Here is a 20,536-nt window from a genome sequence, read left to right on the forward strand (position 1 = left end):
TCGTTTGCAGCGTTTGAAAAAAGCTAAGCTCTCTCTCGAGAGCCTAGCTTGGGATGATGTAGCGCTATTTTTTCGGTACGTATTTACGTAGCGCTCGTTGGCGAACTTCCGCTCCATAGACATTGCCTTCGTCATCGGCTGTTACGCCTTCAGCCACATTGGTACCGCGTACTAGGCCATTGTCAGGATCGGGGATAAATTCGGTTACGAATCCATCAACTGCACTACCGATACGAATACCTCGATACCAGCCGGGGTTTCGCCGAGGGCCGGTATTTGACTCAGAATCCGCAGAATACAGCATGTCCTTTGAGTCGATATACAGTCCGCTAGGGCGGCCGAATTGGGTCCAGGTATCGACGTGAGTGCCGTCTTGCTCAAAGATTTGTAAGCGGCTATTGCTACGGTCAGCGACAAAAAGGCGGCCTTTCGAGTCTATTGCCAATGCATGAGGAACTCTCAGTTCACCATCTTCAGCACCAGTACCACCGAACTCCATCAGGTATTTGCCGTTTTTGTCGTACTTAACGATTCGGTTGTTGCCGTCTGCTGAGTGGCCGTCGGCTATAAAAATATCGCCATTATCGGCGACTGCAACATCGCAGGGTTGGTCGAAGGTGTATTTGTCATTACCGGCGACACCGGCTTTCCCTAAGCTCATTAGCAGTTCGCCGTCAGGGCTAAATTTATGAACTTGGTGGCCTTTTTTTCGCGCTTCATCGCCGCGTGCGTCGGCAATCCAAACATTACCTTCTTTATCGACATGGATGCCGTGTGGCCAGACGATTAAATTGCGGCCAAATGCCTTCTCAACGTTACCAGTCTTCGCATCGATCAGAAAAATAGGGTCGATATCCGGGGTTTCTAAGCAATTGCCATTTGCGCCACACCGCTCTGCTGCCCAAAGCTTTCCATTACCTGCGTAATAGACTGTACTGGTCGCGCCCCATTTACGGCCATCAGGAAGTTTTGCCCAGACACCAGGAACAGTATTGAATCGGTTGGGAATGATATTCGGGTTGTCGAGTTGTGCATAAGCCGTTGTGGTGCATAAGCCCAACGCGGTAGTCATGAGGGCGGTAGCTGCCACGGTTTTAATCCGTAAGAACGTCATAAAAAGCTCCAGAGAATAAAAAGGTTATTATTATGCGCGGTAGTTCTACATTGCGTTGCGGCACTCTACTTGAAAATAAAAGGTATGTCTTTAAGCCAAGCGGAATGCTTCATCATAAAACGTAAAGCGAGAATACCTGAATGTATGCAAAAATTTATATTGTCGGTATGGCTAACTATCACGGGGCGCGTGGCGGGCCTTACAATCGTTTACTTAAGAAGCATTTGCGAATTGGTATGCGGGCCTTATAATCCTTTTTAGCTTAGGGTCTTTATCTCTTGGGGATGGCTACTAGGTATTACCCTTGGATATAAATAAAAATAATTAGCGCCGTTCAGTTCTAGTCTTTATTGCATTTCCGAGCATTTTGCTGTCGCTCACCATGCCACGCTGAAGCTTTTAAGGCTTGGGCCTGGCTTTGCAGTAACAGTCGATGCGGCGTTTACCAGAAGTGGAACTATAATTACAAATTCAGAAGCGTAAAAACTTCGTATGGTGGAGGTTTGTTATGAAACGTAAGGCACTCTTCAGTCGAGTAGCAAAAGGGCTTGTCCCGCTCGCTACTTTCGCACTAGCGGCTGGTGCAACGGCAGCGCCGACAAAGGTTGGCGACTTTGGTTTGATTGACCACGTCGGTGATCAACATCAGTTGTCTCGACTCGGTTACCACAAAGCAGTCGTTGTTATTTCTCAAGACAATAGTTGCCAGGCAAATATTGATAACTTGCCCAAGTACAAACTTCTACGCACGACATTCGAGCCAATGGGTGTGAAATTCCTGATGATGAACGCATCAGGCAAAGACAGTTTGCAATCTGTTCAGAAGCTTGCATCCATCTATGATATCGATTTCCCTATCATGATAGATGATACGCAGCTCGCAACGGAGACACTTGGCGTAAAACAGGCCGGTGAGATTCTAGTATTGGATCCCAAGTCTAACGCCTTGGTCTATCGCGGCCCATTGGATAGCCCTCCCAATCGCCGCGCAAAAACACCTGGCACAACACATTTAGCGGATGCTATTCAAGCCGTGCTAGATGGTAAGCATACCCAAATGGCGACGAAAGAGTTACCGGTTGAGGCTGCATGTGACTTAGAGTTTCCTGTCAAAGCAATGCACGCAAAAGCCGCTCCGGATTATGCCGAGGATGTTGCTCCAATTTTGGAAAAAAATTGTGTGCACTGTCATGTTCAGGGTGGAATCGGTCCATTTGCAATGGATAGCTATCCAATGGTTCGTGGCTTTGCGCCGATGATTCGTGAAGTTGTGATGACTAAGCGTATGCCTCCCGCGCAGGTTGATCCTACTTACAATCACTTCACCAATGCGAACTATCTCACCAAAGAAGAAACTCAAACACTTGTGCATTGGATCGATGCAGGCGCTAAGCGCGGTGATAGTAAAGTTGATCCGCTCACCACAGTGGCTGCGATTGAACAAGGTTGGCAATTAGATGAAGAGCCAGATTTAATTATTGAAGTGCCTTCGTTTACCGTACCTGCCACTGGCGTGTTGGATTACTTCAATAACGTGATTAAGTTGGATTTCGAAGAAGACAAATACGTACGTGCTGTACAATTTATCCCTGGCGATAAACGTGTACTTCATCACTTGTTGGCTTACATCACTTCACCTGGTGGTGATAATCGCGTCCTTAATGAAGAAGACGTCCGTGATTTTCTAGAAGGTTATGCTCCAGGCAAAACCGATGTCACTGTCTTCCCTGAAAATACTGGCGTATTTATTCCCAAAGGTTTTGAGTTGAGTATGCAAATGCACTACACCACCTTTGGTAAAGAAGTGGTTGATAGTACTAAGGTAGGGTTGTGGTTTCATGACAAAAAGCCAGAGTATAAATACCTGACTAAGTCTGTTTCATTGGGTGGGCCAAATTTAACATTGCGTCCAAATGAGCCTGAGCATGCGATGAATAATCACTATGTGTTTGATCATGACACCATGCTTTATGCAATGCGGCCGCACATGCACTATCGTGGCAAAGCGTTCCGTTTCTCAGCGATTTACCCTGATGGTCGCCGCGAAGTATTGTTGAACGTGCCTAATTATAACTTTGCATGGCAGCCAACATACCGTCTGGAAAAGCCAATTTTCTTACCCGCAGGTACCCGTGTCGTAAACGATGCCGTGTTTGACAACTCTGAGTTCAACCCAGGTAATCCTGATCCTGCCACCGTTGTTAAAGGCGGAGCGCAAAGTTGGGATGAGATGTTTATCGGCTACTACACCTACACCAATCTGGAAGAAGGTACGCCTAAGTATTCTCAAAACTAGAGACGCTTTTTGAATAGATAAAAAGCCTCGCATCTGCGGGGCTTTTTTGTGTGTCATGATGTGAGAGAGTGTGGTTTATATTTCATGTTGGTAGCGCTAAGGAAAAAACCGAAAACTTTATGAGTCATTATTTTTTAGGTTATTTCATGACGATCGCTCCGCATAGCGAAGCAGATGATGGTCGGGTACACATTGCTCCTATAAATATTATTGGGCCTCAAGTAAAAATAATTGACGCGTCGATACGGTTAAGTGAATGATTGAGTTAACAAGCTATAGGCTTGCGCAAAAATCTGAGGTCATATCGCTCTATTTGAATGTGTTTTCCGATTCTGAAGGGGAATCTGAGGGTCGATTGATTGGTCTTTTGGTAGAGGAAATGATCGCCACAACACCCGCTGAAGACCTTATCGGTTTTATTGCTCAGTCTGGCCGAGCAACAGTAGGGGGCATATTCCTTAGTCGGATGTGGGTGCCGAGCGGTCAGGAAGCGTTTATCTTATCGCCTATAGCAGTGCAAACCCAGTCGCAACGACAAGGGATTGGCCAACAGCTTATCCGCTATGGCTTGGATGATTTAAAACGACGTGCTGTAGATTTGGTTTTTACCTATGGCGACCCACACTACTATGGCAAGTTTGGTTTCAAACAGCTCTCAGAATCCGTCATACAGGCGCCTTGTAAACTAAGCCAGCCAGAGGGTTGGATGGTGCAGTCATTGAAAGGTGAACCAATAAAACGGATGCAGGGAAGAGTGAGCTGTATTAAGCCTTTGAATGATCCAGCGTATTGGTAGGCGGTGTACCGATAATAAAAAGCCCGGTCATGTTGCCATGACCGGGCTTTTTGTTTTTTATCAATGAATGCTAAATTTAGCTACGGGGTGTGTAACCCATCACCGCTTTTAGCTCTAAGAATTCATCAAATCCGTGGGCTCCCCACTCACGACCATTACCGGATTGACGGTAACCACCGAACGGTGCTTTTAAGTCACCAGGTGCGCCGTTGAGGTGGACCATACCAGTACGCATGCGTGATGCGACTTTGCGAGCGCGATCCACGTCACCAGATTGAACATAACCGGATAGGCCGTAGATACTATCGTTAGCAATCTTAATCGCTTCTTCTTCGTCTTGATAAGGAATGATGACAAGTACTGGGCCGAAGACTTCTTCTTGCGCGATCATGTCAGAATTTTTCACGTTCGCGAAAATGGTAGGTTTGGTATAGAAGCCCACGTCCAATCCGTCTGGTTTGCCAACGCCGCCGCAAACCAACTCATTGCCATCATCGATAGCTTGTTGAATAAGCTTCTGTACGGTTCCCCATTGGCGACTGTTCGCTTGCGGGCCAATAACTGTATCGGGGGCGTCGGGCGCACCCACTTTTAAGCTTTCGCAAACGGCCTTTGCCATTTCGACGATTTCGTCATGCTTGTCGGCTGGAACCAGCATTCGCGTTGGCGCATTACAAGATTGTCCGGTGTTATTCATACAACCGACTACGCCGACTTTAACTGCACGCTTTAGGTCTGCATCGTCAAGGACGATGTTCGCGGACTTGCCGCCAAGTTCCAGAGAAACACGCTTAATGGTGTCGGCGGCAAATTTAGCCACTGCAGCACCAGCGCCGGTTGAACCGGTGAGCGAGATCATGTCGACATCTTCGTGAGTGGATAGCCATTCGCCTACTGCGGTACCCGCGCCGTTGACGAGGTTGAAAACGCCGGGCGGGTAGCCCGCTGCGTCGATCATTTCGGCTAGGACGTAAGCATCTAATGGCGCAACCTGGCTTGGTTTTAATACGATGGTGCAGCCGGTGGCAAGTGCGGGCGCGACCTTACACATGATTTGGTTGATCGGCCAGTTCCATGGGGTGATAAAACCGCATACGCCGATCGGCTCTTTAAATACACGTGAAGTGCCGAGGTCTTCTTCGAACTCGTAGGTTTTAAGAATTTCTAGCGCAGTAGTAATGTGGCCTAGTCCTGTACCCGCCTGCGCTTTTTCAGACAGCGCCTTAGGAGCACCCATTTCTAAGGTAATAGCTTCAGCCATCTCGGCGTATTTCGCTTGGTAAGCACCCACGAGCTTTTCGAGTAGCGCGACACGTTCTTCACGTGTGGTTTGCGAAAAGGTTTCGAACGCTGTTTTAGCCGCGGCGACAGCCTTATCGACATCAGCTTTGCTTGCCATAGAAATGGTTGCAACTGGCTGCTCGGTCGCGGGGTTAATGACGTCAATTTGTTTCGGCTCTACTGGATCTACCCATTCGCCGTTGATGTAGAATTGAGTGGCTTGCTTCACGAGATTCTCCAAAGTTGGATGTTGTATTGAGAAATTTATCCGCGTCGATGGTTGGGCTGCTTGGACGAGATAATGTTTCCCATGGTGTTTGGTTCTCTGCCGCTTGGGTGTGCGTCAGAAACGCCGCAGGGAGGTAGCCCATTGGCATGATAACGATGTTACGTCAGGCGCGACTTCATTCGGTGTATTGGAATGTGTAACGTCTGAAAATGGGGGCGAATTGGCAGATTTCAATGCGCTAGCCCCACGCTAGCCGTTAGATTTGTGCCGTGGGTATGCGGACGGTTAAACCGTCTAGTTCACTAGTCACTTTAATCTGGCACGACAAGCGGCTGTTATCGGCAGGTTCTAGAACCATCTCAAGAAGGTCTTTTTCAAACTCACCGGGTTCATCAATTTTGTCTTTCCATGCAGCATCCACATAGACATGGCAGGTTGCGCAAGTGCATGACCCTCCACACTCTGCCAAAATACCATCAATCATATTGTCCACGGCACCTTCCATGACAGTATTACCTTCGGGGACGTCAACTTCATACTGGCCGCCGTCTGGCGTTAGGTATATAACGTTCGGCATGTGTTCCTCTGAGTCTACTCTATTTGGGTCTAATTGAATTGTTGATGCAGATTTTAATGGGGGAGAATCATAGGGTGTTGGCTGGTATGGTGCAAGTTAAGTAGCTTTAGTGCTACACCAGGTTTCTAAATTGAGAGCATTGGAGCGGGTACAGTATTGAGCGAATTAATCGATGATCAGGCGCAAATTGATAGGCGCTGGATGGAGCGTGCGCTGATTATGGCAAAGTGCGCCAGGGAACAGGGAGAGGTGCCAGTGGGTGCAGTGCTTGTGAGTGCGGACGGAAAGCTATTGGCTGAGGGCTGGAATCGTCCGATCAGTAGCTGCGACCCGAGTGCCCATGCGGAAATCGTTGTGCTGCGCGATGCGGCCAAAAAGTTGGGTAATTACCGCTTACCTGGTGCCACGCTCTATGTGACTATAGAGCCATGTGCTATGTGCGCGGGAGCATTGGTACACAGTCGCATAGCGCGAGTGGTTTTTGGGGCGCTGGAGCCTAAAGCGGGTGCAGTGGTCAGTCAGTTGCATGTACTCGATGCGCCGAGTAGCAACCATTTGGTCCGTTATGACCATGGCGTATTAGAGGACCAAGCGTCTGGAATAATGTCGGATTTCTTCAAGTATCGTCGTGAGCAGCGCAAGCAAGCTAAACGCGCGCAACAAGAGAGTGACGGCTAAAGCGCGAGGGATACTCGGTCTAGGCTCGTCGCTTTTTCGTTAACAGCTTGGAACTCACTGTCATCCCGTTTAGCGGCGGCAAGACGTCGATCTTCCGTTTGGCTGTGCCACGCTAGGACGTTGTAATAGTTGCGAATATTCTCTACGTAGGCGACCGGCTCCCATCCGCGAGCGTAACCATGCTTCATGGATTTGTAGTACTTGCGCTTCGCTAGTAATGGTAAATGCTTTGCGACGTCATCCCATTTGTTGGGGTTAAATCCAAAATGCTCGGTAAGAATGCGAGCGTCTTCTAAGTGGCCCATTCCGACGTTATAGGCGGCTAGTGCCATCCAGGTGCGGTCGCGGCCTTGAATTTGATCTGGGATACGATCGAAAATTTTCTTAAAGTATTTGGCGCCGCCCTTAATGCTTTGTTGCGGATCGACGCGATTAGATATGCCCATATCTTTGGCAGTTGCTTGCGTCAACATCATCAACCCTCGAACGCCTGTGTGCGATCTTGCGCGTGCATTCCAGTGCGATTCTTGGTAACTAATGGCAGCGAGTAGTTGCCAATCTAAATTGTGTTCTTTACCGGCTTCTTCTAGAAATGGTCGCCAGCGTGGCAAGCGGTTTTCAATGCGGTTGGCGAACAGCAAAGCGCCACCGCGATTTACTTTGTCTTTTTTACCAAAATGCTGCGTGACGTATTGCTCTAAACGCCCGTCATCTTCAATTTTTGCAAAGAAATCCTGCGCGGCGTTATAGAGGGTCGCATCGTTTCGTTTGGGGAAAATCCAGGCGAGCTGTTGAGGCTCAGAAATATCAAAGGCGGCTTTTGCTCGCGGGAAAATATTGCGATTAAACTGATAGGCGTTGGAGTCGACGACAGCGTAATCAGCCTTGCCGTTATGCACCATCTCCAACAAATCAATCATCTCTACGTCGCTAATTTCTTCCCATTCAAGGTTTGGAAAGTCCTCTTTTAGCTCTCGAAGGTTTTCGGCATGAGAGCTGTTAGCCACGACAACAATACGTTTGCCTTCGATATCTGATAGAGACTCAGGCTGTTCAGTGCGGCTATTGAAAATGAGTTGTTGTGTGACGTTTAGGTAGGGCGCGGCGAATTTAACGCGGGTTTGCCGACTTTCGGTGATTGTAAGGCCTGACGCGCCCAGGTGCTGCTTGGCTAACGAAACGTTATCAATCAGTTCGCCAAGATTGTCGACGTTATGAATTTGTAGTTCTACGCCAAGGTCTTCAGCGAAAGCTTTCGCCATGACGTACTCGAATCCAGCCATACCGTGAGGGCCTTCGTAAAAGGTAGTGGGACCGTTTCGAGAAATGATATGTAGAACGTTGTTATTCAGTACGTTGTCGAGGGTAGTGGGCACATGGCTCTTAACTAGCGGGATGCACAACGCAGCGGCTAGCGCTAGCCGCGAAACGTTTTTTAATACACCGCTTACTACCATTGTGTTTTGCCTCACTCTAGCCTTCCATGGATCTTGTCATCGAGCCTTAACTTAAACAGTACCTTGTGTTTAGTTGGCTGGCTCAATGAGCTGGTTAAAACTTCGACTCTAAATTCAAAATTTGCGCAATTTTATAGATTCGACCTGTGATCGACTAGCTTGTTTTCCTTTCATGATTATAGTAGTCCAGGTGATGATTGCGATGCCATTTTCGTGTTCGCCGAAGTCTGTCTGTCTAATTTTGGTCTGCTTTGAGTATAAATTTTCATGATGTTGTTATTTGTCGAGATTTTTATCCTGCTATAACGCAGAATGATGTTGGGTATAGCCGCAGGTGGCTGCGCTGTAGCCCCTGGATTTATTGGGCTTCGCGCTTAGATTTTTTTCTTATAATAAACGGGCGAACAGAGCCTTACCCCAGAAAATCAGTGCTTCATCGTATTTCGCTGACGTGGCAACTTTAGCGCTCGATAAGACTAGCTTCGGGATGTTCAATGGGGGTGCTTGATATTTGATTGATAACATCTCCAAGAGCGAGTCTTGGGCTGTCTTATGGCACATGATCCAGTACAATGCGCGCTCTGCAAAACCCTCTCCAATGATTCTTGAAGGTGATCGATTCTATGCTGACCCTGTTCGGTGCCCCAGCTCTTTCCGAATTCCGAAGTAAAAAGCTTCTCAACAGCCTACAAACGCGCGATGCAGCGATTTTGCAGGTGGCGACACAATTCGTTCACTTCGTTGAGCTAGTTGACGGTGAATCGCTTGATGACGCCGAGCAGCACATCCTTGAAAAGTTATTAACTTACGGGCCTAGCATTGAGGGCACGGCTAAACCCGCCGTTTGCCAAAGTGAAACTACCTATGTTGTTGTTCCTCGTTTCGGGACGATTTCACCTTGGTCTTCGAAAGCAACTGATATCGCTCGAAACGTGGGGTTGAGCAAAGTGCAGCGGATCGAACGTGGGGTTGTCTACAGTGTGTTTTCATCACGCGAAACGATTACCTATTGTGAAGATATTCTTCATGACCGCATGGTAGAAACAGTGCTAGATGATCTTGAGCAAGCATCAGGGCTATTCCGTCATGACCTACCCAAGCCGCTACTGACTGTGCCGTTGCTATCGGAAGGACGAAGTGCACTCGAAAATGCGAACCAAGAATTAGGGTTGGCACTCGCGGATGATGAAATTGATTACTTGCTCGAAAGCTATCAAGAATTACAACGCGATCCGACTGATGTTGAGTTAATGATGTTTGCCCAAGCAAACTCCGAACACTGTCGCCATAAAATTTTTAATGCAAGCTGGACGGTGAATGGTGAAGAGCAATCGCTCTCACTGTTCAAGATGATTAAAAATACCTACGAAAAGAATCCCGCCGATGTGTTATCGGCCTATGCTGATAATGCGTCGGTCATTACCGGGCATACGGCCGGCCGTTTTTACCCAGACCCAGTGACAAAATCCTACACTTATCATCAAGAGCCAATTCATCTCCTGATGAAAGTCGAAACCCATAACCATCCAACAGCCATTGCACCGTTTCCTGGCGCGGGTACCGGCGCCGGTGGTGAAATTCGTGATGAAGGAGCTGTGGGTCGCGGCTCAAAGCCGAAAGTGGGGTTAACAGGGTTTACTGTGTCTAACTTGCAAATTCCTGAGTACCAGCAACCTTGGGAAGTGGATTACGGCAAGCCAAATCGTATTGTTTCTGCGCTCGATATTATGATCGAAGGGCCTATCGGCGGCGCTGCATTTAATAATGAATTCGGTCGCCCTAATATTTGCGGCTACTTCCGAACGTTTGAGCAAAACTTTGCAGGAGAGCGCCGCGGATATCACAAGCCAATTATGTTGGCGGGTGGTTACGGCAATATTAAAGAAGAACATATTGATCAGCATGAATTTGACCCTGGTACGCAATTAGTTGTACTGGGCGGGCCAGCCATGCTGATTGGCTTGGGTGGTGGTGCCGCATCCTCTATGACATCGGGTTCGTCGAGTGAAGATTTAGATTTTGCATCGGTGCAGCGGCAAAACCCTGAAATTGAACGCCGTTGCCAAGAAGTAATTGACCAGTGCTGGCAGTTGGGAGAAGAAAATCCCGTTGCCTTTATCCATGATGTGGGTGCTGGCGGTTTATCCAATGCGTTTCCCGAGTTGGCGAAAGACGGTGGCTGTGGCGGTAAGTTTCAGTTGCGTAATGTACCCAACGACGAATCCAGCATGAGCCCGTTGGAAATTTGGTGTAACGAATCGCAAGAGCGCTACGTGATGGCGGTCAAGAAAGAAGACCTGCCGCGCTTTGAGGCTATTTGTCAGCGCGAGCGTTGCCCCTACGCAGTAGTCGGTGAGGCAACTAGCGAAAAACAAATTGTTGTTGAGGACTCTCACTTTGACAACAAACCAATAGATTTACCGATGCCTGTGCTGTTTGGTAAGCCTCCAAAAATGCATCGTGAAGCCACTACCGTCTATGGTGCAGCGACACCGTTCGATGCTGAAGATTTGCAAATTGATGATGTCGTTGAACGTGTATTAAAAAACCCTACCGTTGCCAGTAAAAAGTTTTTGATTTCCATTGGTGATCGTTTTGTTACGGGCCAAGTAGCACGCGACCAAATGGTTGGGCCCTGGCAAGTGCCGGTTGCGGATTGTGCGGTGACAACTGTTAGTTACGATTCATATTGTGGCGAAGCCATGTCCATGGGTGAGCGTACGCCTTTAGCATTATTGAATGCGCCCGCATCCGGACGAATGGCCATAGGTGAAGCAATTACCAATATTGCCTGTACCAAAATTGAAAAATTATCGGATATTAAATTATCCGCTAATTGGATGTGCGCGGCAGGCTCCACCGGTGAAGATGAAAAATTATTTCGTACGGTGGAAGCCATTGGTATGGAGTTGTGCCCAGAGCTTGGCTTAACCATTCCTGTTGGGAAAGATTCCATGTCCATGCGCACTGCGTGGCAAGCCGAAAATGGCGAGGATAAATCTGTCACTGCGCCGCTGTCGCTGGTTATATCTGCCTTTGCTCCAGTGACCGATGTGCGTAAAACCTTAACACCTCAATTGCGCATAGATCATGGCGATAGCGAACTGTGGTTTATCGATTTGGCGCAAGGTCAGCAGCGATTAGGCGGAAGTATTCTCACCCAGGTTTACAACGAAATGGGTGATGAAGCCGCCGATGTTGTGTCGGCTGATTTACTGAAACAATTTTTTACCGTGATGCAGCAAGCATTGGCGGAAGATTTGTTGCTTGCTTATCACGATCGTTCAGACGGCGGCTTGTTTGCCACGCTAGCGGAAATGATTTTTGCTGGGCGCTGTGGTGCCCAAATTAACCTTGATGCGATCACACAAGGGGATGCAACCGCCGATGTCATCGGTGCGCTTTTTAACGAAGAGCTTGGTGTTGTGGTTCAGGTTAACGAAGCTAATAGCGATCGTTTCGTTGCACTTTGTAAAGACTTTGGGTTGGCTGCGGCGTTGCATCCCTTAGGCGTCGTGACAACTAAGGAGCAGTTGATCTTTAAGCAGGCGGGGCGCATTGTTTACTCTAATGACCGCGCAAGCCTAGAAACGTTGTGGAGTGAAACAAGCTATCGCATTCAAGCGTTACGCGATAACCCCAAAGCCGCTGAGCAAGAGTTTGCGTTAATCAAACAAGATGATCCAGGTCTATCTGTCAAACTCACTTATCGAATGGATGAGGATGTTGCGGCAGCGTATGTGACAAACTCCATCAAGCCCAAAGTTGCTATTTTGCGTGAGCAAGGTGTTAACAGTCATGTCGAAATGGCGGCATGTTTTGATCGAGCTGGTTTCGATGCGGTTGACGTTCACATGAGTGATTTATTGGCGGGGCGAATAAACTTGGATCAGTGCAGTGGCTTAGTTGCGTGCGGTGGTTTCTCCTACGGTGACGTGCTCGGCGCTGGCGAGGGATGGGCAAAAACCATTTTATTCAATCCTCAGTTACGTCAACAATTTAGCGACTTTTTCGAGCGGGAAGATACCTTCAGTTTGGGTGTGTGTAATGGTTGTCAAATGATGTCAACGTTGAAAGAGTTGATTCCTGGCACTGATCACTGGCCTCGTTTTGTAAAAAATGAATCTGAACAATTCGAAGCACGTTTTAGTTTGGTGCAAATTCAAGAGTCGCCGTCAATTCTGCTGAATGGTATGGCTGGCTCACATCTGCCAGTTGCAGTGGCGCATGGCGAAGGGCGTGCAGAATTCATGACGTCAGAGGATTTTAATCGCTGTGACAACAGTGGTTTAGTGGCTTTGCGTTATGTAGATAACACAATTCAGCCTACCGAATACTATCCGCTAAACCCCAATGGTTCTCCCGCTGGAATTACCGGTTTAACGTCGCTTGATGGTCGTGCAACTATTATGATGCCTCACCCTGAACGAGTGTTTCGCTCGGTGAATAACTCATGGCACCCTGACGAATGGGGTGAAGATGGTCCTTGGGTGCGTATGTTTAGGAATGCGAGGGCGTTTGTTGGTTAGCGACTAGACGAGCAACACGTTGCCATGAATTTTACATGGCCTCGTGCTGGCACCATGTTAAGGGCAGTCTCTTGAGGCTGCCCTTTTTTGTTGGTGTAAAGGTTTTTAAAAGAGGAACCTCTGTAGGCGATTTTTATCAAACGTCTATGCTTGTTTATTAAAATCTCTTTAACCAGAATGGGTTGTGTATGAAGCACACGGTCATTACAGCACTTGTTGGAATTTCGGTAGGTCTTTTAATTTCTGTATTTGTTGTTTTTCGCCCCGATCCATTTGATGCGGTGAATGACGAGAATATTTGGACGCTTGCGGAAGTCGATACGACGCGCACGGGTCGCGACAAGCGAGATGATGCCATCGCCGTGCTAGAAGAAAGAGTTGCTGTGCTGGAACGGGAGCTGCGTGATATCAAAGAGCGTCCACCTGCACCGCTAGCTAGGCGAGCCTCCCTTAACTCGATAGGCGATGAGAATGGTGACGAAGCGGAGCTTGCTGCTGACGATGAGGAAAGCGCCGTTGACTCGTTGAGTCAGAGTGAGCGACAAAAACTGGAGCGTGCGCAACGCTTGTCCGAAGCAGGTTTTGCGGCAGACCAAGTTGAGCAAATACTAGTGCGGGAGCGTGAGTTACAAATTGCAAATTTGCATGAATCGTGGAGCCGTCGGAGAGCGGCTTTCCTTGAGAGCCCTGAAGAATTTGATGTGATAGCGAATAATGCCTTGCGCCGAGAATTGGGCGATGCAGACTATGAGCGTTATTTAGAGGCAAATGGCCGCGCCACTAGTGTTCCGGTTGCCAGATTGTTTGAAGGTTCAGCTGCAGCACTGGCGGGCTTGCAAACGGGGGATCGAATTATCGGTTTTGATGGCCAGCGAACGTTTAATCTGCGCGAGCTAAATCGTGTAAGTGTTCAAGGGGAAAAGGGCGAAACCGTGCTAATTGAAGTACTGCGCGACGGAGCACGGTTGCAATTTGCTGTTGAGCGCGGCCCACTGGGTATCGGCACGCGCCGTGGCCGTCGAGGCTTCTAGTGTCGCGGGTCTTGTTCTGCTTCTGTGTCTAGCTCGTCATCATCATCGTCGAGGTCATCGTCCCATTCTTCATCTGCGTCTTCATCATCCTCATCCTCGTCGTCATCTTCATCAAAGTCGAGAAACAGTCGCTCAATAGTTTCTTCGGCTTCTGATCCCTCGGCGGTTTCACCACTGTAAAACACTTCAACTTGCATCTCGCCCTCAGCAGAGAATTCAATTTCCCAGCGCTCACCTTCAATGGCAACTAGCACGAGAATTGTGGATTCACTATTGTGCTCCAGCGTGTAAGGAAGTTCAGCTTCTTCAAGACGGTTTAAAAAATCGAGGAGAGTTTGCATAGCGTTCATAGTGCAGTCCGTTTGAAGGCGTTGGTGTGGGGCGCATCATGGCGCAACTGCTAGGCGGGTGCAAGGGGCAGCAGAATGAATAAAGCCCGCAAGAGGCGGGCTTTATTCATGTTTTTTTAGCGTTTCGGTTTAAATGCAAGGAGTACATTACCGGTTGGTTGGCGGAAGCCGCCGTACCCAGACCCAATGAACAGCATCCCATTGCCAGCGAAGACGGAATGGCTATCAACGCCGCCGCCGTGAGCTTCAATACCATTTAAGGTTTCGAATTCTCGTAAGGTGTCAAACTGCCAAACGACTTCACCGCTTTCGCCATTAAAGATGTAGACGCGGCCATCAATGGCTGCCGCTACTACGGATGAATCGATAGCGAGAGGGATTGCTGATAAGCCGAACTTAACATTACACAGCGCATAGCGCTCTTTGCGCTCTGGAGAGCAATCGGCGGTCACCGGGGTGCGCCATAGTACTTCGCCTGTTGTAATATCCAATGCATTCATTCCTGGCTCAGGGGTGAAATTGGCCGTTTTTGGCATTGGATCATTAATAGGCGCGTAGACACGTTTATCGTCGACGGCGATACCCCAGTGGACGCCACCCAGTGGAGTGCCCGTTCCAAAGCGTTGATTCCAGATGACTTTGCCGGTATCAGGGTTTAACGCCCAAACATCACCAGATTTTTGGCCGGCAACTAGGATGTCATTCCCTTTATTGTCCTTCGCTAGCACCGCAGCGCCGCCAAAGTCGTAATCTTTTAAAACGCTGGTGTCAGGATGCGGGCAGTTAGGGCCAGATGTTTCCCAGGGCTCTCGGCAGGCGAGATTCCAAACATCGTTGGCAAGCGCTTGGAAGCCCCATTTTAGCTCACCTGAGTCCAGATCGATGGCGAGGATGGCGTCGCTCGTTTCGGTGGCGGGCAGCGATGTATTCTGGCCGGTAGTGGCGTAGACAAGGCGACGTTTTGCATCAATGGTTGGTGTAGACCAAATAGGTGCGCCTGAAGGCCCGCGTAATTTCACGCCTAGCTTATTCACTTCGCCGGTATATTTGGCCTCTTCCATGGTATGAAAAGTCCATAACACTGTGCCATCAACCGCGCTGACTGCAGCAACGGCGCCGTGTTCTTTACAGCATTCATACTTTGGGTTCGCAGCAGAGCCGACGCCAGACGCAGACAGTGGTACGATAATTCTGTCTTCAAAGAAGATTGGTGAGCCGGTGATTCCCGCGCGCTTACTATGGCGTGGATCAACTTTCCATAACAGTTCACCCGTTTCTATGGCTACCGCGTGCAGTTGTCCGGTACGACCTGCTAGAAATACTGCCGGCGTTTTGTCTTTCCCTGCGTGACCATAGGTAATTGATGAGCGCAAAGGGGCGCCGGAATCAAAAGACCATTTTACGCAGCCGCTTTCGGTGTCCATCGCCAACAGCTTTCCGGTTGGGTCTGGTGTGTAAAACATTGTTGACCCAATGATGACGGGGGATGAACGCAAGCCTTGGGTTTTAGGGAAACCGATTGCCCAGGCCAGTTCGAGGTTCGCTAAATCTGCGTTGCTTAGGCCCAGCTCCTCCGCTGAAAAATGGCGACTACTGCTATGGTCGACGCCTACCATCGGTAGACTGACGCTAGCGCCTAGGTCGATAGCGCGCTTGCTACTACTGCACATCATGCCAGCTACCCAGTCATCGCCGCCGCTCTGATCGGCAGTGAGATGGTCGACCAGTGTGTTCAACTGCTCCGCATCTAATGATGCTGCCTGCTGCTGCATAATGCCTTGTGTCAGCGTATAGCGAAGCGCTTGTGGGCTCATTTGCTTCACAGCCTCGAGCGCTGGCGCACGTGAATTGGCTGGGTTGTTGTGGCACGCTGCACAGCGCTGCTGATAGAGGTCTTCGCCACTAAGTTCGGCGCTTAAGCCGTGGGCGCTATAGATGGCTAACAGGCCAAGAGAGAGAGTCGTAGCTTTCCAGCTGGATAGAAATCGCATTATTGCCTCGCGTTATAAAACTGACATTTTAAAATAGGTAATAGCTCGCTTTTCAGTATAGAAAGGAAAACGAAAGTAGGTGACCGCTTTCCTTTTGCGTGTTGTCAAAACTACAGCAACTGGTTCGCTCTAATAACCGTGCATTCAAATCCACGGCTGCTTAAGGGTCAACTGTAAATTTGAAAGTTTTGTAAACTGAATTAAGGGTTTGTTTCCGCGGCAAACCGCTAGGTGCAAACAATGACTCGCAGCATCTCCAGACTGTATTGTGTTTGTTGAATGAGAGCATGTTGCTCATCGATCACGGCTTCTAATTGGCTAATTTCTTGTTGGCGGATGTTCGGATTGATTTCGGCCAGCGTTTTAAGCCGCAATAATTCATTGCCTTGTGAGCGCGCGAGCTGTTCCGTTGCACTGCTTATCAATTCGATTTTCTTTTTGTCTGCGGTTTGTTGGCAGCGAAGAAGCAATTCTTGAAGATCGGCTTTGGCATGTTTTACGATATTTTGTGCCGTTTTTTTATTGGGTGCAGGTTGATGAATTTTATTGAGTTGTTCAAAACTAATCACTTTCGATAAATCACTGGTATTGTTGAGCAAAAGACGCAAGGAATGGTCAACGAAATATCGATCCAGTTGAAGGGATTTGGGCGCAGGACAATGAACAGAGTAAACAGCTTCCAGTAATAATGTTCCTGCCTTGAGCGGCGGCAATTTGATCGTGCCGAGTGCGGTGTTACCTAGCTCGCCACCCAAAATCATATCCATGGCGCCTTGCACCATGGGATGCTCCCAAGTGAGAAACTCCATGTCTTCGCGACTTAACGCGAGGTTCCGATTGTATGTGGCTGTTAAACCTTCATCAGTTAAGCCTGGGAAGCTTTGATTATGCATGTGCTCGGTAGGGTGCAAAACGATAGCGTTTTCACTGTGGTGGTCTTCTTCAACACCAAATTCATCAAATACCAATGAGAGATACTCAGCTAAGTCTTCGCTACCATCAATGGATTCAATGGAGTCGATAATTTGTTGCGCGCTGTCTGTGTTGCAGGAGTTCATTTCCAATAGACGATCTCGGCCCGCTGCAAGTTCGGAGAGTATTTCGTCGGTTTTGGTTTGTGTTTCTCTTAATAACTCTTCCCAATTCTCTTGCTTATCATTTACCAGTGTGCGGCTAAGACGTTCATGGAATTGCTGGAAGATCATTTGCGCGGGTGCGCAGGATTTTTCAATGGCATTGAGTCCCTGGTGATACCACTGCAATAGCTTTTCGATGGGTCCGGTTTCTGGTTGCTGGTAAAAAGGTACATGGATTTGCACTGTATGCTTTTGCCCGATTCGTGCGAGACGTCCGATTCGTTGTTCTAATAAATCAGGGTTGAACGGTAGATCAAAAAGTACTAAATGGTGAGAAAATTGGAAGTTTCTACCTTCACTGCCGATTTCAGAACATACCAATAATTGCGCACCATCAATTTCATCGGCAAAGTATGCGGCGGCGCGATCTCGTTCGATTAAGCTAAGCTCCTCGTGGAAGGCAGCAGCACGTATGCCTTTACGTAAACGTAAATAGTCTTCTAGCTCTAGTGTGGTTTCCAGGCTATGACAAATGAGTAACACTTTGTCACTGCGGTGTTGCTTTAACCAATTGACTAACCAAGGAATGCGCGTGTCTGTTTCAAGCCAGTTTTTCCCTAGAAGAATCTCAGGTTGCAGTAAGCTTGTTACATCCGTGCTGTCACTTTTTAGTTCGGCGGGTGGTTGAATAGGGTGTGGGTTTAGAGTGCGTTTTGGAAAGCCTTCGACTGCATTTCGGGTGTTCCGAAATAAAACCCTCCCAGTCCCGTGGTGATCCAATAAAAATTGCGTGCAGTCCTTAACGGCTTTTGTCCAAGATGAATCATCAGCTATCGATGCTTCTAGCGTTTGGCTAAGCTCTTTGCCCACTAGTGAATGTAGTTGTTTTACCTGATCTTTATCGTTAAAGAAATCTTGTCGAGCGTTATCTTTAGTCAGGTGCTGTACTAGTTCATTAGCGGGGCGATAGCCTAATTCTTCTTGTTGGTATTTCTCAAAATCAAAATAGCGATCAGGGTCAAGTAGGCGCAATCGTGCAAAGTGGCTTAATTCACCGAGTTGTTCTGGTGTGGCGGTAATCAATAATAAACCGTCGCACACCTTTGCAAGTGCTTCTACGCATCGGTAGTTTTGCGCAGCCGGTTGTTGCAGGTCGTCGCTCCACTCTAGGTGATGAGCTTCATCAACAATCAATAAATCCCACGTCGCATCCACCGCTTGTTGGTGGCGTTCACTGTTGTTGGCGAGAAAATCGATGCTACAAATGGCTAGTTGTGTGGTTTCAAACGGGTTGTCATCGTTTGTCTCAAGGGCTTCGCAGCGGGTTTCGTCTAGTACGGTGAAGGCTAGGTTAAAACGGCGCAGCATTTCTACCAGCCACTGGTGGACCAATGAGGGGGGCACAACAACCAATACGCGTTCTGCTCGGCCAGTTTGTAATTGGTGGTGTGCAATTAAGCCTGCTTCAATGGTTTTACCCAAACCAACTTCATCGGCGAGTAGTACGCGTGGCGCATACCGGTGCGCGACTTCGTGAGCGATGTGTAATTGATGAGGGAGCAGTTGCACGCGAGCACCGAGTATTCCTTTTACATCGGTCGCATTAGCCCCTTGAGTATCATCGTTGCTATTGCTATTCAGCGCGTGCTGTTGCATTAGCGTTTGATAACGAAGCGTATATTTATTGAGTTTGTCTATCTGTCCTGCGAATAGCCGGTCTTGTGGCCGTCGGAATTGAACAAAGCTGTTGAGTTCTAATTCTGGAATGATGGCAGGTTGGCCGTCAGTGTCGACGCCAGCATAAACGATGTATCCCTGCTCTTCTTCAATGTCTGAGATAGTCATTGACTCGCGCTGGGTATTGCTAATTTCATCGCCTACTTGATATTGCACGCGAGTGAGCGGGGCATTGTCGTTCGCATAAGTGCGACGTTCGCCTACTGCAGGAAACTGAATAGTGACCCGTCGATTTTCGTTGTCAGTGACGATCCCCAGCCCTAATTCTGGTTCTGTATTGCTAATCCAACGTTGGCCAAGTTTAAATGCGTGGTCAGACAAGAGGGCTGCTCCTTAGATGTTTCGCGTTCGACGGTCTCGAATGAGATGGGCGCGCATTGTAACTGGATTGGCTGAGGCAATAAACCGCTAGGGGACGTGTGCCCGCTGTTAAACAGAATGCGGTCGGGTGGGCTACTTTTTTATTTTCGGCGGTTGGAGTTTACGTTCTAAGCGCTCTATGCGGTTAATTAACCGCTTATTCTGAGCGAGGTGTTTGGCTTGCTGGTAGGACTCGGCAGCTGCTTTTTTATCCCCGGCTAAGGCGTGCGCTTGACCAATGAATATATGCCCATCGACATCGGGCATATCACTCCAGCGGCTATTGTTGTCGATGAATATAGTGGCATTCACTACAACTTTATCGGTATCTTTTTGTTTCAGAGCAAGTTCAGCGTTGGTATATGCAATCAGAGAACGGTAGGGCGCTTCGGTATCGCCACTCTGTAACGGGCTGAGGTGGTCAAGAAGTCGTGACGCTTGGGTGTAGTCCTTTGCCTCGATGTGCTCATATGCCTTAGAAATCTGAAAAAGCGTATTGTCCAGCGGGCGCAGTTGATTTTGCAATGTGTTGACAAGGTCGCGCTCGTCACCCATGAGTTCGGGGGCATTTTGGTAGATGCGAATTAAATAGAATCGCGCGAGAGCATGGTCGGGAGCTAACTCGATACAGTGATTAAAATGTGTTTGGGCCAGGGATAAATATTTACGGATATGGGTAATTCCTACCTCGCCTGCTCGACGCACCGCAAAAACACCTATCGCGTAGTGGTTGTCGATAACGTCAGGTGCGCGTGACAGCGATTGCGAAAGTAGTTCAATAGCACGCATTGTTTCGCCACTACGAAAATAGGCAATGGCCAGCCATCGTTCTAGTTCGGGATTGTTTGGTGAAAAAGTTAGCTGCTGTTCTGCAAGCGAGCGCAGGCCCTCGTAGTCCTGTTCAAAATCAAGTCGTTCAAAACGGGTCTGTAGATCATTTCCTACGCTTCCATTATCTGCAAAGCAACAGCTAATAGAGCTCACTACAATAATTAGACAATGTATCAGTACTCGCATTCGTAAATAGGGCCTTG

The 20,536-nt window shown here is 48.4% G+C and carries 13 protein-coding genes; 5 read left to right on the top strand and 8 right to left on the bottom strand.

Translation table 11 applies throughout. The features are described from left to right. Positions 1 to 64: 64 nt before the first annotated feature. Positions 65 to 1,114 (bottom strand): peptidyl-alpha-hydroxyglycine alpha-amidating lyase family protein, encoded by a 1,050-nt coding sequence (locus ACZ5NB_RS04440; protein ID WP_460231784.1) that lies wholly within the window; start codon positions 1,112 to 1,114, stop codon positions 65 to 67. A gap of 508 nt (positions 1,115 to 1,622) precedes the next feature. Here ACZ5NB_RS04440 and ACZ5NB_RS04445 point away from each other — a divergent pair. Continuing rightward, the gene (locus tag ACZ5NB_RS04445; RefSeq protein WP_460231785.1) at positions 1,623 to 3,410 is read left to right on the top strand and encodes a thioredoxin domain-containing protein; all 1,788 of its coding nucleotides are present in this window, start codon (positions 1,623 to 1,625) and stop codon (positions 3,408 to 3,410) included. A gap of 256 nt (positions 3,411 to 3,666) precedes the next feature. Then, a complete protein-coding gene (locus ACZ5NB_RS04450) occupies positions 3,667 to 4,206 on the top strand; it encodes a GNAT family N-acetyltransferase (protein ID WP_460231786.1) in 540 nt (179 codons plus the stop codon). Positions 4,207 to 4,282: 76 nt separating this feature from the next. Here ACZ5NB_RS04450 and ACZ5NB_RS04455 read toward each other — a convergent pair whose 3' ends face one another. Both ACZ5NB_RS04455 and ACZ5NB_RS04460 read right to left on the bottom strand, forming a co-directional pair. Continuing rightward, positions 4,283 to 5,716 (bottom strand): aldehyde dehydrogenase family protein, encoded by a 1,434-nt coding sequence (locus ACZ5NB_RS04455; RefSeq protein WP_460231787.1) that lies wholly within the window; start codon positions 5,714 to 5,716, stop codon positions 4,283 to 4,285. Positions 5,717 to 5,972: 256 nt separating this feature from the next. After that, entirely contained in the window at positions 5,973 to 6,293 is a 321-nt protein-coding gene (locus ACZ5NB_RS04460) for a 2Fe-2S iron-sulfur cluster-binding protein (protein ID WP_460231788.1), read from the bottom strand. A 156-nt stretch (positions 6,294 to 6,449) separates the two neighbouring features. Between ACZ5NB_RS04460 and tadA the strand changes: the two genes are divergently transcribed. Continuing rightward, positions 6,450 to 6,971 (top strand): tRNA adenosine(34) deaminase TadA, encoded by a 522-nt coding sequence (tadA, locus tag ACZ5NB_RS04465; protein ID WP_460231789.1) that lies wholly within the window; start codon positions 6,450 to 6,452, stop codon positions 6,969 to 6,971. Here tadA and mltF read toward each other — a convergent pair. Beyond that, entirely contained in the window at positions 6,968 to 8,428 is a 1,461-nt protein-coding gene (gene mltF / locus ACZ5NB_RS04470; protein ID WP_464107852.1) for a membrane-bound lytic murein transglycosylase MltF, read from the bottom strand. The two genes, tadA and mltF, sit on opposite strands and share 4 nt — an antisense overlap. Before the next feature lie 623 nt (positions 8,429 to 9,051). Between mltF and purL the strand changes: the two genes are divergently transcribed. Both purL and ACZ5NB_RS04480 read left to right on the top strand, forming a co-directional pair. After that, positions 9,052 to 12,957 (top strand): phosphoribosylformylglycinamidine synthase, encoded by a 3,906-nt coding sequence (gene purL / locus ACZ5NB_RS04475; RefSeq protein ID WP_460231791.1) that lies wholly within the window; start codon positions 9,052 to 9,054, stop codon positions 12,955 to 12,957. 188 nt (positions 12,958 to 13,145) lie between these two features. After that, positions 13,146 to 13,988: a PDZ domain-containing protein gene (locus tag ACZ5NB_RS04480; RefSeq protein ID WP_460231792.1), complete on the top strand. Its 843-nt coding sequence runs from the start codon at positions 13,146 to 13,148 to the stop codon at positions 13,986 to 13,988. On the opposite strand, the gene ACZ5NB_RS04485 is transcribed toward ACZ5NB_RS04480, so the two are convergent. From ACZ5NB_RS04485 to ACZ5NB_RS04500, 4 genes are all read right to left on the bottom strand, one after another. Beyond that, positions 13,985 to 14,338 (bottom strand): hypothetical protein, encoded by a 354-nt coding sequence (locus ACZ5NB_RS04485; protein ID WP_460231793.1) that lies wholly within the window; start codon positions 14,336 to 14,338, stop codon positions 13,985 to 13,987. The genes ACZ5NB_RS04480 and ACZ5NB_RS04485 overlap by 4 nt on opposite strands. A 116-nt stretch (positions 14,339 to 14,454) precedes the next feature. Next, entirely contained in the window at positions 14,455 to 16,329 is a 1,875-nt protein-coding gene (locus ACZ5NB_RS04490; protein ID WP_460231794.1) for an outer membrane protein assembly factor BamB family protein, read from the bottom strand. Positions 16,330 to 16,556: 227 nt separating this feature from the next. Then, the gene (gene rapA / locus ACZ5NB_RS04495; RefSeq protein ID WP_460231795.1) at positions 16,557 to 19,463 is read right to left on the bottom strand and encodes an RNA polymerase-associated protein RapA; all 2,907 of its coding nucleotides are present in this window, start codon (positions 19,461 to 19,463) and stop codon (positions 16,557 to 16,559) included. 132 nt (positions 19,464 to 19,595) lie between these two features. Next, positions 19,596 to 20,486: a tetratricopeptide repeat protein gene (locus ACZ5NB_RS04500; protein ID WP_460231796.1), complete on the bottom strand. Its 891-nt coding sequence runs from the start codon at positions 20,484 to 20,486 to the stop codon at positions 19,596 to 19,598. Between the last annotated feature and the right edge of the window lie 50 nt (positions 20,487 to 20,536).

This window comes from Aurantivibrio plasticivorans, from assembly GCF_055392955.1.

Bases quoted from the DNA above. Each gene is read 5' to 3' on its own strand.
- ACZ5NB_RS04450 (WP_460231786.1), top strand. From the start codon at position 3,667: ATGATTGAGTTAACAAGCTATAGGCTTGCGCAAAAATCTGAGGTCATA.
- ACZ5NB_RS04480 (WP_460231792.1), top strand. From the start codon at position 13,146: ATGAAGCACACGGTCATTACAGCACTTGTTGGAATTTCGGTAGGTCTT.
- ACZ5NB_RS04490 (WP_460231794.1), bottom strand. From the start codon at position 16,329: ATGCGATTTCTATCCAGCTGGAAAGCTACGACTCTCTCTCTTGGCCTG.
- ACZ5NB_RS04460 (WP_460231788.1), bottom strand. From the start codon at position 6,293: ATGCCGAACGTTATATACCTAACGCCAGACGGCGGCCAGTATGAAGTT.
- mltF (WP_464107852.1), bottom strand. From the start codon at position 8,428: ATGGTAGTAAGCGGTGTATTAAAAAACGTTTCGCGGCTAGCGCTAGCC.
- ACZ5NB_RS04445 (WP_460231785.1), top strand. From the start codon at position 1,623: ATGAAACGTAAGGCACTCTTCAGTCGAGTAGCAAAAGGGCTTGTCCCG.
- ACZ5NB_RS04485 (WP_460231793.1), bottom strand. From the start codon at position 14,338: ATGAACGCTATGCAAACTCTCCTCGATTTTTTAAACCGTCTTGAAGAA.
- ACZ5NB_RS04440 (WP_460231784.1), bottom strand. From the start codon at position 1,114: ATGACGTTCTTACGGATTAAAACCGTGGCAGCTACCGCCCTCATGACT.
- purL (WP_460231791.1), top strand. From the start codon at position 9,052: ATGCTGACCCTGTTCGGTGCCCCAGCTCTTTCCGAATTCCGAAGTAAA.